This is a genomic window from Clostridium sp. DL-VIII (assembly GCF_000230835.1).
GTDB lineage: Bacteria > Bacillota > Clostridia > Clostridiales > Clostridiaceae > Clostridium.
This window is the reverse complement of record NZ_CM001240.1, coordinates 328,872-343,139: the sequence shown is the minus strand read 5'-3', so window position 1 is coordinate 343,139 and position 14,268 is coordinate 328,872. Positions and strand designations below refer to the sequence as shown.

Annotated in this window: 12 protein-coding genes and 1 other annotated feature; of the genes, 1 reads left to right on the top strand and 11 read right to left on the bottom strand. The window is 30.4% G+C overall.

All coding sequences use genetic code 11. The annotated features are described in order from the left end of the window. Nucleotides 1–29: 29 nt before the first annotated feature. The 11 genes from CDLVIII_RS01595 to CDLVIII_RS01545 all read right to left on the bottom strand — a co-directional run bounded on the left by CDLVIII_RS01595 (nucleotide 30) and on the right by CDLVIII_RS01545 (nucleotide 13,728). Entirely contained in the window at nucleotides 30–602 is a 573-nt protein-coding gene (locus CDLVIII_RS01595; RefSeq protein WP_009167723.1) for a hypothetical protein, read from the bottom strand. A 9-nt stretch (nucleotides 603–611) separates the two neighbouring features. Next, nucleotides 612–2,534: a hypothetical protein gene (locus tag CDLVIII_RS01590; protein WP_009167722.1), complete on the bottom strand. Its 1,923-nt coding sequence runs from the start codon at nucleotides 2,532–2,534 to the stop codon at nucleotides 612–614. A gap of 98 nt (nucleotides 2,535–2,632) precedes the next feature. Next, entirely contained in the window at nucleotides 2,633–3,484 is an 852-nt protein-coding gene (rsmA, locus tag CDLVIII_RS01585; protein ID WP_009167721.1) for a 16S rRNA (adenine(1518)-N(6)/adenine(1519)-N(6))-dimethyltransferase RsmA, read from the bottom strand. Beyond that, the gene (gene rnmV / locus CDLVIII_RS01580; protein ID WP_035301633.1) at nucleotides 3,485–4,042 is read right to left on the bottom strand and encodes a ribonuclease M5; all 558 of its coding nucleotides are present in this window, start codon (nucleotides 4,040–4,042) and stop codon (nucleotides 3,485–3,487) included. Between the two features lie 165 nt (nucleotides 4,043–4,207). Then, on the bottom strand, nucleotides 4,208–5,260 hold the full coding sequence (locus tag CDLVIII_RS01575) for a 3D domain-containing protein (RefSeq protein WP_009167719.1): 1,053 nt from the start codon (nucleotides 5,258–5,260) through the stop codon (nucleotides 4,208–4,210). A gap of 270 nt (nucleotides 5,261–5,530) precedes the next feature. Further along, nucleotides 5,531–6,316: a TatD family hydrolase gene (locus CDLVIII_RS01570; protein ID WP_035302015.1), complete on the bottom strand. Its 786-nt coding sequence runs from the start codon at nucleotides 6,314–6,316 to the stop codon at nucleotides 5,531–5,533. Between the two features lie 562 nt (nucleotides 6,317–6,878). Then, nucleotides 6,879–8,816 (bottom strand): methionine--tRNA ligase, encoded by a 1,938-nt coding sequence (metG, locus tag CDLVIII_RS01565; RefSeq protein ID WP_009167717.1) that lies wholly within the window; start codon nucleotides 8,814–8,816, stop codon nucleotides 6,879–6,881. A 113-nt stretch (nucleotides 8,817–8,929) separates the two neighbouring features. Continuing rightward, nucleotides 8,930–9,172: a binding site (T-box leader), on the bottom strand. Nucleotides 9,173–9,342: 170 nt separating this feature from the next. Continuing rightward, on the bottom strand, nucleotides 9,343–11,118 hold the full coding sequence (locus CDLVIII_RS01560) for an aminopeptidase P family protein (protein ID WP_009167716.1): 1,776 nt from the start codon (nucleotides 11,116–11,118) through the stop codon (nucleotides 9,343–9,345). Nucleotides 11,119–11,230: 112 nt separating this feature from the next. Then, nucleotides 11,231–12,475, bottom strand: a complete 1,245-nt coding sequence (locus tag CDLVIII_RS01555; RefSeq protein ID WP_009167715.1) for an aminopeptidase P family protein — start codon at nucleotides 12,473–12,475, stop codon at nucleotides 11,231–11,233. Nucleotides 12,476–12,566: 91 nt separating this feature from the next. After that, nucleotides 12,567–13,094: a nucleoside recognition domain-containing protein gene (locus tag CDLVIII_RS01550; RefSeq protein ID WP_009167714.1), complete on the bottom strand. Its 528-nt coding sequence runs from the start codon at nucleotides 13,092–13,094 to the stop codon at nucleotides 12,567–12,569. 58 nt (nucleotides 13,095–13,152) lie between these two features. After that, the gene (locus tag CDLVIII_RS01545) at nucleotides 13,153–13,728 is read right to left on the bottom strand and encodes a nucleoside recognition domain-containing protein (protein WP_009167713.1); all 576 of its coding nucleotides are present in this window, start codon (nucleotides 13,726–13,728) and stop codon (nucleotides 13,153–13,155) included. Between the two features lie 332 nt (nucleotides 13,729–14,060). Here CDLVIII_RS01545 and CDLVIII_RS01540 point away from each other — a divergent pair, with 332 nt between their 5' ends. Continuing rightward, nucleotides 14,061–14,249, top strand: a complete 189-nt coding sequence (locus CDLVIII_RS01540) for a hypothetical protein (RefSeq protein ID WP_009167712.1) — start codon at nucleotides 14,061–14,063, stop codon at nucleotides 14,247–14,249. The last annotated feature ends 19 nt before the right edge of the window (nucleotides 14,250–14,268 follow it).

Sequence of the window (14,268 nt, the reverse complement as noted above, 5' to 3'; positions counted from 1 at the left end):
TGGTATCTTGTAATAGGATCACTTATTTCTTACTTTTTCGAAAACTTAATGTTTGAGATAATATTACTAAGCACAGTCTCAATGTTATCTTTATAATATTGTGTTTTTATATTAAATAATATTTTTATTGTTTGACCTTCTTCAAAATTTAAATAATAGCATTCATTTTTAAAAGTATATCCATTTTTTATGGATGTATCATATTTAACCAATACTCCTGAATTATTAGAATTTTTAAAAGGCATAACTTCTGAATTATAATATTCCAAATACTGATTATCCAATTCCTTTTCTGCAAATGCATTTAAATCTTCTTTGGTATTTATTACTTCAACAAGACCTGTAAGTTTATTATTCTTGTCTTTAAAATCTAATCTATAACTTACATATTGTCCTTTACTTTCCTTTTCCTCAACAGTCCAGTCACTTGGCAAAGATATAGTATACTTATTATCATCAAGAGCATATTCAGTAAACTCACTTATTCCTTGATCCATAAGAACAACCTGTTCAAAATTATTCTTAAAGAACCTTTGAGTTATAACTAAAACCAACATTAATAATAGTAATATTGATGTAACAATCAGTTGTTTTTTATTCATGACATTTCACTATTTGGTTGGAATTACAATTGAAGAATTCTTAAAGTCGTAAAACATCAACCAATATCCTTTTCCGCTTTTATTGTCACTGGTCCATGTTACAAATCCTGTTCTTCCACCATATGGCTGATCACTTTTTGCTTTACTTCCAGGTATAGCGTATATAATATACTGCATATCCCCATCTTTATTGCATTTATATCCTAATAGAAAATGACCTACTTTACTGATATAAGGGTAATAATTTAACATTGGATAATATGCTAATGTATACTGATTATAATTTGATTCATCAGATAAATCTTCTACACCATTTACATCAATTTTATACCACTTACAATAGTTTATATCAATTAGTTTTCCTAAAAATGGAGCAAAGCCTTCTGCAATTTTTTCAAAGTATTTTCCTATGCTTCCCTTTATATTAATTTGATTTGAAATTATTGGCTGTTTCTTATTTAAACTTTCTGGTTCTCCATCACTTAAATCTAGTTGTCCAAAACAATTTGGAGCTGATGGCTTAACATTTTCTGGACATTTTCCTGTTTTACTTCCTTCATATTCTGGCCATGGCTTCCATGTAGTCTCCATTGGTGGCTTCGGAGCTGGTGGTGGTGCCATTGGTGCTGGCGGTGTCATCATCATCGGAGCTGGTGGCGGTGCCATTGGTGCCGGCGGTGGTGTCATCATTGGAGCTGGTGGCGGAGTCATAGGTGCGGGTGGTGGTGTCATCATTGGAGCTGGTGGCGGCGTCATATATCCTGTTCCAGTTCCCATAGTTTCTGTTGTTGTACTCGCAGGCTTTATCTTTTTAATACCACTTTCATATTTATCAAAATCTATTATATCTTTTCTATCAGAATCATCTATTTCATTCAATTTATCCAGTTCAAAGTTTTCTTCTATTCTCTTATAATTCTGGATATAATTATAACTTGGGTCTTTTTTCCCTTTACATTTCTTCTCTATTTTGAATTTCTTCCACTTGCAATTATAATCATTCTTATCTTTAATGAAGCCATAAATTATAACATCCTTATACATATGATGATACACTTCCATGTCCACTGAACCATCATACGTCTCTAATTTCATGGCTAGTTTAGTAATAGTTTCTTCTACATTTTCGCTTTTTTCATAATAATCGTATCCATCAAGCTTGTCGCACTTATCACATTTCTCATCTTTCTTGTCTTTCTTAGATTCCATGCATTTCTTCTTTCTATCTTCACTAAAATCATCTTTAGTTTCATATATGTTTGTATAACTTTCTGGAATTCTATTTTCTGTTTCTTGAATACTAGAATTATTATTTGATTTTCCTAATTCTATGTTCCCTTTAGATAAAATACTATCTTCATCCTTTTTACGCTCGACTATATCAGATGCTTTTATGGATGTATCACTAACTTGCGACATTGTAGTTTTGTTAGCTACATCCGTATTATAAATATCCTTCTTTACATTTTCTGCATCTGATTTACCAATGTATTTCTTAGAATCTGCTTTAACATACTTAAATTTTCTCCAATTATCAGTAGAATCTTCTCCATTCATAAATCCATGCATTATGAATTCATTTTCGTTATCTTTTACTCTGCAAATAGCAGCACCAGATACTTTTTCATAAGATATTCCAAGACCAGCTATGTTATTAACGTAATATTCTTTGCTAGTATCTCCTTTTCCAACTTCATTTATCGCTAAAGATCCTATATCAATCAATTGTCTTAGGTCTCTTTTGTTACAAATAAGTACCATCGAATAGTTATCTTCTTGTCTAAGATTTTGAGCATAAAAAGAAATCTTGCACTTATCTCCTTTTGCTTCTATTTTCGCATATCCAGACAAAGCCTTTTCATTAGCATGAGAATATCCTCTTTCATCTTCTTGCAATATTATAAAATTTCTATACAATTTATTATGTGCCAAACCCTATATTCCCTCCACATATATTTATTCCATATAATATATGCTTGGGATTTGGAATTATGATTCATTTAAAACCTTGAATATAAAATGTACTATTTTTAGTCTGAAACCTTTATATCATAAATACAATCTGCTAGCTTTGCAAACTCTTCTAATGCCAATGTTTCAGCTCTCCTTTTAGGATCTACTCCTGACTTTTCAAATGCTTCTTCTAATTTATCTCTATTTACTTTAAGTGTTTTTGCCGCATTCCATAAAGTCTTTCTTCTCATATTAAATCCTGCTCTTACTAACTCAAACATAAAGTTTATATCCTTGGTTTTTACTCTTGGTTCATTCAATTTATCTAGTCTAATGACTATAGATTCTACTTTAGGTCTTGGAATAAAACAAGCTGGCTGTACCTTTCTTATAATACTAGTGTTACAATAATATTGAACCAAAACGGATAATGCTCCATATTCTTTGCAATCTGGATCTGAATTTATTCTCTCTGCAACTTCCTTTTGTATCATTATAGTTAGAGACTTAAAGTTATATCCTTCTTTTAAAAGCTTAACTATTATTGGAGTAGTTACATAGTAAGGTAAATTAGCTACAAGTTTAACACTCTTTTCAGTACCAATAAGTTCATTAAAATCAACCTTAAGTGCATCTTTATGTATTAATTCAAAGTTTTCATATTCCCCTAATTCTTGTTTTAAAATTGGAATTAAATCATTATCTAATTCAATAGATGTTACTTTTTTAGCTTTCTTTAAAAGCTCAGCTGTTAATGTTCCAACTCCTGGTCCGATTTCTATGACAAAATCCTCATCATTAACTTCCGCTCCATCAACTATATCATTAAGTACAGAATCATCAACCAAAAAATTTTGGCCTAAACTCTTTGAAAATTTAAAGTTATATTTTTTAACCAATTCTTGAGTTTTTACATCTTTAAAATCCATTTAATTATTACCTACTTCCAATTGTTTTTCTATTTCCATTATAGCATCCGTAAATTCTTCTCTTGTTATTCCATAATTATTTAGTCTAGAAATCATTTGTGTTGCATTTCCATATCCTATTCCTAATATTTTACCTAACATACGTCTTCTAACCTTTGATGTAGTATCACCTGTTAATTTAAAATAAAACATATCCTGCATATTAAAAAATTCCTGCTTCTCTTGTACCGTTATTTTCGCCATTTCTAGTGCTCTTAAGATAACTTCTGGACAAGCATTTTCAACTCCAATATCTCCATTTTTAAGCCCATCTTCCTTCGCTATATACGCATGCTTTATTCCTTTTACTCTCTTAGATATTATTCTTCTTATCTTTTCACCTGCAAAATCTGGATCAGTTAAAACAATTACGCCTTTTCTTTTCTGAGCCTCTTTTATTCTTTCAATTACCTTGGCATTTATTCCAAATCCTCCAACAGATATTATTTCTGCATCTATTGCTTTTTTTACGGCATCAACATCGTCTCTACCTTCAACAACAATTACTTCCTTTATCAATATTCTACTTCCTTTCATATGTGAATAATAATTCTTCATCTAAATAAATCAATTATAAAATATATTATACAGTAATTTAACTCTTATCTCTTTAAATAATATGATAAAACCTTTATTAGTTAAAGAAAAAAAATAGAGATAACTAATGTTATCTCTTAAAATAATTTACCATTCTCCAGGATAAGCTACTACCAATACGTTAACTGACTTCCTACCCCAATTGTTACATTCACTTGATGAATTGAGATACAAATCAACCTTATCGCCTCTTATAGCACCACCCGTGTCCGCTGCAATTGCATATCCATACCCATCTACATAAACTTTACTTCCTAATGGGATTACAGAAGGATCAACCGCAATAGTACTTAAACCGCCTTCATTTCTAACAGGAGTTCTCCCTGTAGCAGTAGTCGAATGATTACTGTACGCTGTTGCTGTACAATTAAACTTTTTCTTGTAGTTTATCCTATCTCCGCCTCTACTTGCGTATACTTGGCCAGTTCCTTTTACTACTATTTCATTTTTTGGCTCTGATATAGTTTTAGTACTCTTTACATTTCGAGAAACTTCTACTCCATCTTTATATATTATTTGATAAGTAATTTCCTTTTCCCCATTAACTCCTTCACTCTTAACCTTTTGGACACTGCTGTCCAAGTTTTCATCTTTTTCAACTATTGTATCAAAGTTAATTGGTTGTTTCTCAACAACATCTTTAGTGTCCACTTTGACAAGCTGTACACTTAAGTCCCCTTCTACCTTAGAATCCAATGAAGGTGATACTTCATCTACATCTTTGTCAAATTCTATTCCTTGACTTTCTAATGTATTCTTCTCTGCATCGAGCATATCCTCAACAGTATCTTCTGCTGTTTGCACTTCTAATTGCACTCCATTTGCTTTAATTTCAACTGGAATAGCTTTTTTAATTTTTATAGTTTCTTTCTCAGATACTTTGGATTCTATGGATGGCTGCACTTTGTCTTTTTCGGATAGTTGAATTCCTTTTTCCTGCAACACATCTTTAACAGTCCCCTTGTACGTGACAAAAGTCTCTTCTTTACCGTCTATACTTAATATGAGCGTTTTTCTCATGCTCATTATCGTCACTACTGTAACAACTACAATCATTATTGCAGCTGCACCAATTATAAATTTTGCCTTCGGACCGTTAGAAAAACTTTGTTTGATAAATCTTCTCAATTTTTCTATCATTAATTTCCCTCCTTTGGCAAGAGTGTCTTTTGAATTATATATTAATATTCCAAAGTTGTCAAACCAGTGATCTCTTGCAATATTAATGAAGTATAGTAACAATGCACCTTGTGCATAAAAATATAATATATAAAAATGATAGCGTGTTTTCTCATTACTTCATTAAAAAGAGTTTAAAATAAAATGATATTAAATTGATACTCAAACTATTTAGCTCATAATTAAACATATACATGAATTAATGATTAAGAGTACAATATATATTTTACCTTATTTTTCCTTAATAATCAATCTAGCAAAGTTATTATTAAAGCTTAAATTAGCCTCATATGGGTCAATATTTCTAATTTCTGCTATTTTAGTGATTATATATTCAATATAATCTGATTTATTTCTTTTTCCTCTGTTTGGCTCTGGAGCCATGTACGGACAATCTGTTTCAACAAGAATTCTATCTAGCGGAATTTCTTTTGCTACTTCAACGGTTTTCTTTGCATTTTTAAAAGTAACAACTCCTGTAAACCCTATATAATAACCAAGTTTCACGCATTCTTTTGCAAATTCTACACTTCCTGAAAAGCAATGAACTACTCCTGTGACATCAGGAAATTCCTTTATAATTTCTAATGTGTCACTATGAGCATCTCTATCATGGATAACAACAGGAAGCTTTAGTTCTTTTGCTAAATTCATTTGTTTTCTAAATACTTTTTTTTGAACTTCTCTAGAAGGATTTTCATCCCAATGATAATCCAGACCTATCTCTCCAATAGCTACTATTTTATCATTACTTTTAATATACGTTCTAATCTCATCTAATATGTCTTCCTCCATCTCATCTGCATTTTCAGGATGTATCCCTAATGCACCAAATATAAAATCATATTCTTTTGTTAATTTATCCGTGCTTTTTAAACTATCATATGATGATGCACAATTCAATACTCCAACTACTCCATTTTTTCTAATTTCATTTAGTACATTTGCCCTATCCTCATTAAATGCTTCATCATCATAGTGAGCATGGCTATCAATTATTTTAAACTTCTCATTCATCTTCATTTATCATTCCTTCCCATAATTTATATTTTTTATACATTTTATACAATAAACTTCAAATAATATAGTTTAAGTTCTATATTATTCTATAACTTTTTATATTATTACACTTTTCATTTTTAATTTTATTTATTATTTCTTTATATAAGTTATTTTATCATTAATTATTTTTTTAGTATCATTATTTCCCATAATTTGTGTTTCTCAATATAACGATTATAATTTTACAAATTTACTTTTTGACACGTAAATGACATATTTTTATCGTAAAATTTAAATTGTAAAGTAGTTAAAGCATTATTATTTACCCCTTTTAACCATTTATTTTTATGGTTAAAGAACGTCTCATTCCCCTAAATGAGACGTTCATTTTTTTGCACAAAATTTCTTATTCCTAACATCAGATGAGTACTCACAAAGTAAGCAATGATCATCAAATCATTTTTATATGATGTTAACTCATAAGTGGGGTAACTAAGTTCAAGGAACCAAATCATAGATAGTTCTGCTAGCCAAATACAAGATTTGGAGCATCACTTTTGGACTTTGACTTATCTGCCTATCTTACTATACTTCCAGTATCAAGGTCACCAGGATCTACTATTTTTAATATACTGTCATCATCACTTGCAGCACATAAAATCATTCCTTGAGACAATTCTCCTCTAAGCTTTACAGGTTTTAAATTGGCAACTAATACAACGTTTTTCCCAACTAATTCTTCTGGTTTGTAGTGAGCTGCTATTCCTGAAACCACTTGTCTTTCTTCGTTGCCTAAATCAACTTTTAATTTTAGTAATTTCTTAGCACCTTTTATTGGTTCACACGCTAATACTTTTACAACTCTTAAATCAATCTTTTCGAAATCTTCAATTGTTATTTCTTCTTTTATTTGAGTAATCTCTCTCTTAGCTGGCTGCATAGCTGCTTTTAAAGCTTCTAATTCAGCAAGCTTTTTATCAACATCTATTCTAGGGAATAAGTTTTCAGCTTTAACCACCTTTGTTCCTGCTTTTGTTCCATCAAATGATTTTAATGATTCCCATGATATTTCTGAAGTATTAATTTGTTCATTTATCTTCCTAGCTGTATCTGGTAAAAATGATGAAATCATTACAGATGCAAATCTAAGACTTTCAGCTAGATTATAAAGTACTGTTCCAAGTCTAGCTTTTTTGCTGTCATCTTTAGCCAATATCCATGGAGTTGTTTCATCTATATATTTATTAGCTCTTCCTATTAATTCAAAAACATGTTCTAATGCTTGTGGTATATTTAACTCATTTATCGCGTCTTCGATCTTTCCTGGTGCTGCTAATGCTAAGCCTATTAACTCATCATCAATAGCTTCCTTTTCACTTTGCGCTGGTATTTCTCCGCCAAAGTATTTTTCAACCATCGCAACAGTTCTCGATAAAAGATTACCTAAATCATTACAAAGATCTGAATTTATCTTCTTTATGAATATTTCATTATTAAATAATCCATCTGCTCCAAATGGGATTTCTTTTAATAAATAATATCTTACAGGATCTACCCCAAATTCATTTACAAGTACGACTGGATCAACTACATTTCCTTTAGATTTTGACATCTTTCCACCATCAACAAGTAACCATCCATGGCCAAATACTTGTTTTGGTAGTGGTAAATCTAAAGCCATTAACATAATTGGCCAATAAATAGTATGGAACCTTAAGATATCTTTTCCTATTAAATGCACATCTGCAGGCCAATACTTTTCATATAATTCTTTATTATCTTGACCATATCCAAGAGCAGTTATATAGTTTGATAAAGCATCAATCCAAACATAAACAACATGGCTTTCATCAAAAGTTACTGGTACTCCCCAATTGAAGCTGGTTCTTGATACACAAAGATCTTGAAGCCCAGGTCTTAAGAAATTATTTAACATTTCATTTTTTCTTGATTCTGGTTGAATAAACTCTGGATGATCTTCAATGTGTTTTATTAATCTGTCAGCATATTTACTCATTTTAAAGAAATATGCCTCTTCCTTTGATTTTTCAACTGGTCTTCCACAGTCTGGACAATTACCATTTACTAATTGAGTGTCAGTCCAAAATGATTCACAAGGTGTACAATACCATCCTTCATAAGAACTCTTATAAATATCTCCTTGATCATATAATTTCTTAAATATATCTTGAACTGCTTTAATATGATAATCATCAGTAGTTCTTATAAATTTATCATAGCTTATATTCATCATGCTCCAAAGATCTTTAATTCCAGCAACAACTTCATCTACATGCTGCTTAGGTGTAATTCCTTTTTCTTCAGCTATTCTTTGAATTTTTTGCCCATGTTCATCTGTACCAGTTAAGAACATTACATCATATCCAGTTAATCTCTTGAATCTAGATAAGGCATCAGCAGCTACGGTAGTATAGGTATTTCCTATATGAAGCTTAGTTGATGGGTAATAAATTGGCGTACTAATATAAAATGTTTTTTTACAATCTTTACACATTATTTGTGTTCCTCCTTATTTTAAACAATGAAAACTTATTTATTTTTTTAAATCTCTCATTGTGATTTTATTTATATAATTAAAAAGTCTCTATATAGGTATATTAAAACCTATATAGAGACGCATTATACGTGTTACCACTCTATTTCTTACTCATTTCACAACGAATAACTCAGTAGGTGACCATCATCACCTTGCAATATAACGGTTGCTCCCGTATTTTCCTAACCAAATACCTCGGCTCAAAAAACATGCTCTAAGACCATCTTCATAAAATTCACAAACGCTAACTTTCAGCATTTCTTAGCTCTCTTATAGAATGCTCCTTTTATTACTCTTCTTTTCATCGCATTTTTATATAGTTAACAATTAACAGTTGGTGAATAAAATTATTTCAGAATTCTTTTCGTTTAGTTATAAAAACTTACTTTTGATTCTAATACCTAAATACATGTTAATTCTCAAATTATTTACATTATACTATTTCTTTTAAATAGACGCAATAGTATAATTTTCTAGCTTATTATTATATTGCTTTTGTCACATTTTTGAGAAATTCTTTTTCATCAAAACTCAAGAAAGGACTTAATTTATTATAAGTTTCTTCATGATAACTATTTAGCCACTCTTTTTCATCTTCTGTTAATAATTCTTTATCAATTCCATCTAAATCTATTGGACAATATGACATAGTTTCAAATCTATAGAATTCACCAAACTCATCACTTTTTTCATCTTCCACAACTAACATAATATTTTCAGTCCTAATTCCATGACTACCTTCTCTATATATTCCTGGTTCATTGGTTAGTATCATTCCCGGTTCAAGCTCTATTGTATTAGGAATTGGTCTTATAGTTTGTGGTCCTTCATGAACACTTAAACAAAAACCTACTCCATGTCCTGTTCCACACTTATAATCTATTCCTTCTTCCCATAGAACTCTTCTGCTTAATATGTCTATATTTGATCCAGTTGTTCCTTTTAAAAACTTAGCCTTCATCAAATTTATATGAGCCTTTAATACTAATGTAAAATCTCTTCTTTCTTGTTCACTTATTTCTCCTAAAATAATGCTGCGTGTTATATCAGTAGTCCCATCTAAATATTGTCCGCCGCTATCAACTAACAATATTCCCTGCCTTTCTAATTCATATGCACTTTCTTCTGTTGCTGAGTAATGCATCATTGCTGCATGCTCTTTATATCCTGCAATTGTAGCAAAGCTCTCTTCAATAAATAAATCACCTTTGCTTCTAAATTCATATAGCTTATCATTTAAAGTAAGCTCTGTGATAACTTCTTTACCTGCATTTTCTTTAATCCACTTTATGAATTTTACCATTGCAACTCCATCTTTAAGCTGGCAGTTTTTTAAGCTTTTTATTTCTGTTTCATTTTTTATAGCTTTTAACTTTGTGGTTATATTTAATTCTTCTATTATATTAATATTTTTATTTATTTGTTCATATATAAAGGCACTTACTTTACCCGAATCTAATATAACACTATCTTTTATCGCCATTATATCTCCAAATATGTCCTCATAATCCTTTAATTCAATTCCCTCAGCTAATAGCCTTTCTTTATCATAAGCTGATACCTTTTCCTTATCTATATATAATCGTGCTTGTTTCTCATCAATCAGTGCATACGATAATATTACTGGTGTATATTTAACATCATTTCCTCTAATGTTAAAAAGCCATGCTATATCATCTAAAGATGCTATAATATATGCCTTTCCACCTAGTTTTTTCATCTCAGCTCTTACTTCTTGAATCTTTTCATTAGCAGTTTTTCCACAGTATTTTGTATCAAGAATAAAAATCTTTTCCTTCGGCATTTCAGGTTTATCTATCCAAATCTCTTGAATTAAATCCTTGCTCATAGATATGTTTATATTCTTTTCTTCTTTTATTTTTAAAATATCTTTATATTGGTTTAATGGCACTACTCTTCCATCAAAGCCTAGAGTTTCTCCTTCCTTCATGTTATCTATAAGCCATTCTTCTAAAGTTGGCCATCCTGGAATTCTCATTTTAAAAAGTTCTACACCTGAACCCTCTAACTGCTGATTAGCTTGTATAAAATACCTTCCATCTGTCCATAAAATTGCTTTTTCTTTCCCAATTAAAGCTGTTCCTGCTGAACCTGTAAAGCCAGTTATATATGCTCTTGCTTTAAAGCATTCAGCAACATACTCACTTTGATGAAAATCATCACTTGGTACTATATAATAATCTATTTTTTCCTTTTTCATTAGTTCTCTTAACTTCTGTATTCTTTCTGAAACTTTCATAGGTTTCCCCCTTAATATTTATACTTTAAATGTATTCTAAAGGCTAACATAACAAGTACATATGTTAGCCGATTTAATACCATTATTGCCTATAAATTATTTTTTACATTTATTATTTCATAAATTCTTCAATGTCCTTAATTTCCTTTATCATGTCCTTAGTTAAAACTTCACATCCATCTTTAGTAACTAGAATATCATCTTCTATTCTTATTCCAATACCTTCTTCTCCTATATATATTCCTGGCTCAACTGTAAATACCATACCTTCTTTAAAAGTAAATTCTCTACCCAATATTCCCAAGTCGTGAGTATCCAATCCTAAACTATGTCCTATTCTATGCCAGTAATATTTTTTAACTTCTTCCTTTTCCTTTATTATTCCTAGTTTAATACATTCTTCAGCAATTAAACCTCTAGCCCATTCATCAAGTTCCTTTGAATCAACTCCTGGTTTTATTTTATTAATTACTGCCTTGTTTACTCTTAGAACTGCTTCATAAACTTCTTTTTGTCTTTCAGTAAACTTTCCATTGATTGGGAAAGCTCTTGTGATATCTCCATTATATAAATTCCATTGAGCTCCTAAATCAAATAAAATTAAATCTCCATCTTTTAATTCACTATTATTGTCAACATAGTGAAGAATAGTTGCATTCTTTCCTGCTGCTGCTATTGTTCTAAAAGCGTAGTCTTTAACCCCTCTTGTTTTGCATTCAAAATCAAAATATGATTCTATTTCATATTCCTTCATTCCAGCCTTCACATTTTTCATTAAAGCCTTTACACCTTCAATTGTTATTTCTATAGCTTTTCTCATTTCCTTTATTTCTTCATCAGACTTAACCATTCTAAGAGGTGCTATTTTACTTATTAAATTCTTTATGTTAATGTATGGATATTTACTTATAATTTCTTTTGCGAATAAATTTGATACAGATGCATCATCTTCAAACGCTTCTCTATCTAAATCTAGGTATAAATTAAGCTCTTCACTACCTTTAACTATTCTATTAAAATAATCATTGAATTCTTTCATATAAACCGTATCTTTTATGCCAGATATCTCTTGACCTTCAGTATCCCTTAGAGTTTTTCCGCTCCACATTTCTTTATCTAAATCTAAGTCAGTCAAAAACAACTTTTCACTTACTGAATTATTGAGTTTTGATAATACTACTATGTGCCCTTCTTCTTGTATTCCTGTTAAGTAATAAAAGTTTCTATCAGGGGTGAATTGATATACTTCATCTCCTGTCTTTGGACGTGACTTTCCTGCAAATAACACTATGACTGAATTGTCTTCTATAGTATTCATAAACCTTTTTCTATTTTCTATATATACATTTTTGTTCATAACATTACATCCTCTTTCATTCAAGTTTTTCCTTCTTTTATTATAATACTCCAAAAATTAATCTTAATAAAGGCAATTAACCTAACAAATATTATCTCAATAAAAATTTGTCTACCATAAATATAGCCATTATTATTGCTGTCAAATCAGCAAATACTGCCGCCCATAAAGTATGCCTTATCTTCTTTACCTTTACTGCACCAAAGTAAACCGTAATAGTATAAAATATAGTTTCTGTACTTCCCATTACCACAGATGCTATAAGACCTGTTCTTGTATCCGGTCCTACACTTTTTATTATATCTGTAAATACTCCAATTGCTCCACTTCCTGATAAAGGTTTTATTATTAATAAAGGTATAAGATCCTTAGGCAAGGCTATCATATTACCTAACGGTGCAATTAAATTATTTAATAAATCCATTAACTTTGCGTCCTTAAAAATTTGAACTGCAATTATCATAGCCAGTAAATATGGAAATATTCTCAAAACTACATTCAAACCTTCTTTAGCACCTTCAATAAACCATTCATAAACCTTTCTGCCTTTAAACATTCCATAGGTTATAATAAGTAAAAATATTATTGGTATTATGCTCTTACTTAAATAGTTAAACATATCACTATTATTCCTCCTGTAAAAGTAATTATTTATCTTATATATTCTAAGAATACTTTTAAAAATACTTTTGCAATAATTTGCAGCATATTACCCCAACTATGGCTGCTGTTGCTGTAGATACAATTGTTGGCAGTATTATTCCACCTGGATTTCCAGAATTGCAAGCTGCACGTATTGAAATTATTGTAGACGGAACTAATTGAATGCAGGTTGCATTCAAAACTAAAAAAAGTGCCATATCATCAGATGCAGTTCCTTTTTTCTCATTAAGCCTATCTAATTCTTCCATAGCCTTGATTCCAAAAGGTGTTGCTGCATTCGACAATCCAAGCATATTTGCAGTAAGATTCATAACTATAGCTCCCAATGCTTTTTCATCTTTAGCTGCATTTTTAAAAATAACTTTAAGAATAGGTTTCAACAGCTTAGATATTTTTTCTGTAAGTCCGCTGTTTTCTGCTACTTTCATAACTCCGCACCAAAAACACATTATACCCGTAAGCTCAATTATAAAAGTAACCGTACTTCCGGATGAATTAACTATTGCCTTGGAAATAATTTCGCCATTTCCACTTAACACCCCAACCAAAATTCCAAAAAAAATCAGAAAAAACCAAATATAATTTATCATATTCTCCCCCATAAGGCACATGAAAATAAATAACAAATCCAAAGTTGCCATGGATATTTTTCATCAGACAAGGAGGCAAATTGCCCTTATAGTGGGTCTATTAGGTCAATTTGCCGATGAGCAGAGAACCAAAATCTATGATTTTGTGTGAATCGCTTACTCAGCGAGCGTATGCAAGTCGAGCTTCTGCTATGATGGAAAATGGGCTGGCAAATGGACTTGTTATTTTTTGAATGTGCCTAATATAATTACTCCTTATATTTATATTCCTTGCACTTATTTTTTAGTAGTGATAGGATGTAATTACATAATTAAATTAAAAGGAGATTTTTATGAACGACTCAAATTTAAAAGTGGCTCAACAAGATATAGAAGAAGCATTAAAAACTGTAGAAGATATGGAAAGATTTATAAACGATGATGAACCATCTTCAAAAGAACAATTAAAAGAAAAATTTATGAACTTATCATCTAGGGTTCAAAAGTTAGAAGATATCTTAAAGAATGAGGGAATTCTTTAAATACATAAAAAAAGCGTAG

Coding starts and splice junctions, on each gene's coding strand:
- CDLVIII_RS01540 (WP_009167712.1), top strand. CDS start 14,061: ATGAACGACTCAAATTTAAAAGTGGCTCAACAAGATATAGAAGAAGCA.
- CDLVIII_RS01570 (WP_035302015.1), bottom strand. CDS start 6,316: ATGAATGAGAAGTTTAAAATAATTGATAGCCATGCTCACTATGATGAT.
- CDLVIII_RS01550 (WP_009167714.1), bottom strand. CDS start 13,094: ATGTTTAACTATTTAAGTAAGAGCATAATACCAATAATATTTTTACTT.
- CDLVIII_RS01575 (WP_009167719.1), bottom strand. CDS start 5,260: ATGATAGAAAAATTGAGAAGATTTATCAAACAAAGTTTTTCTAACGGT.
- rsmA (WP_009167721.1), bottom strand. CDS start 3,484: ATGGATTTTAAAGATGTAAAAACTCAAGAATTGGTTAAAAAATATAAC.
- metG (WP_009167717.1), bottom strand. CDS start 8,816: ATGTGTAAAGATTGTAAAAAAACATTTTATATTAGTACGCCAATTTAT.
- CDLVIII_RS01555 (WP_009167715.1), bottom strand. CDS start 12,475: ATGAACAAAAATGTATATATAGAAAATAGAAAAAGGTTTATGAATACT.
- CDLVIII_RS01560 (WP_009167716.1), bottom strand. CDS start 11,118: ATGAAAGTTTCAGAAAGAATACAGAAGTTAAGAGAACTAATGAAAAAG.
- CDLVIII_RS01545 (WP_009167713.1), bottom strand. CDS start 13,728: ATGATAAATTATATTTGGTTTTTTCTGATTTTTTTTGGAATTTTGGTT.
- CDLVIII_RS01595 (WP_009167723.1), bottom strand. CDS start 602: ATGAATAAAAAACAACTGATTGTTACATCAATATTACTATTATTAATG.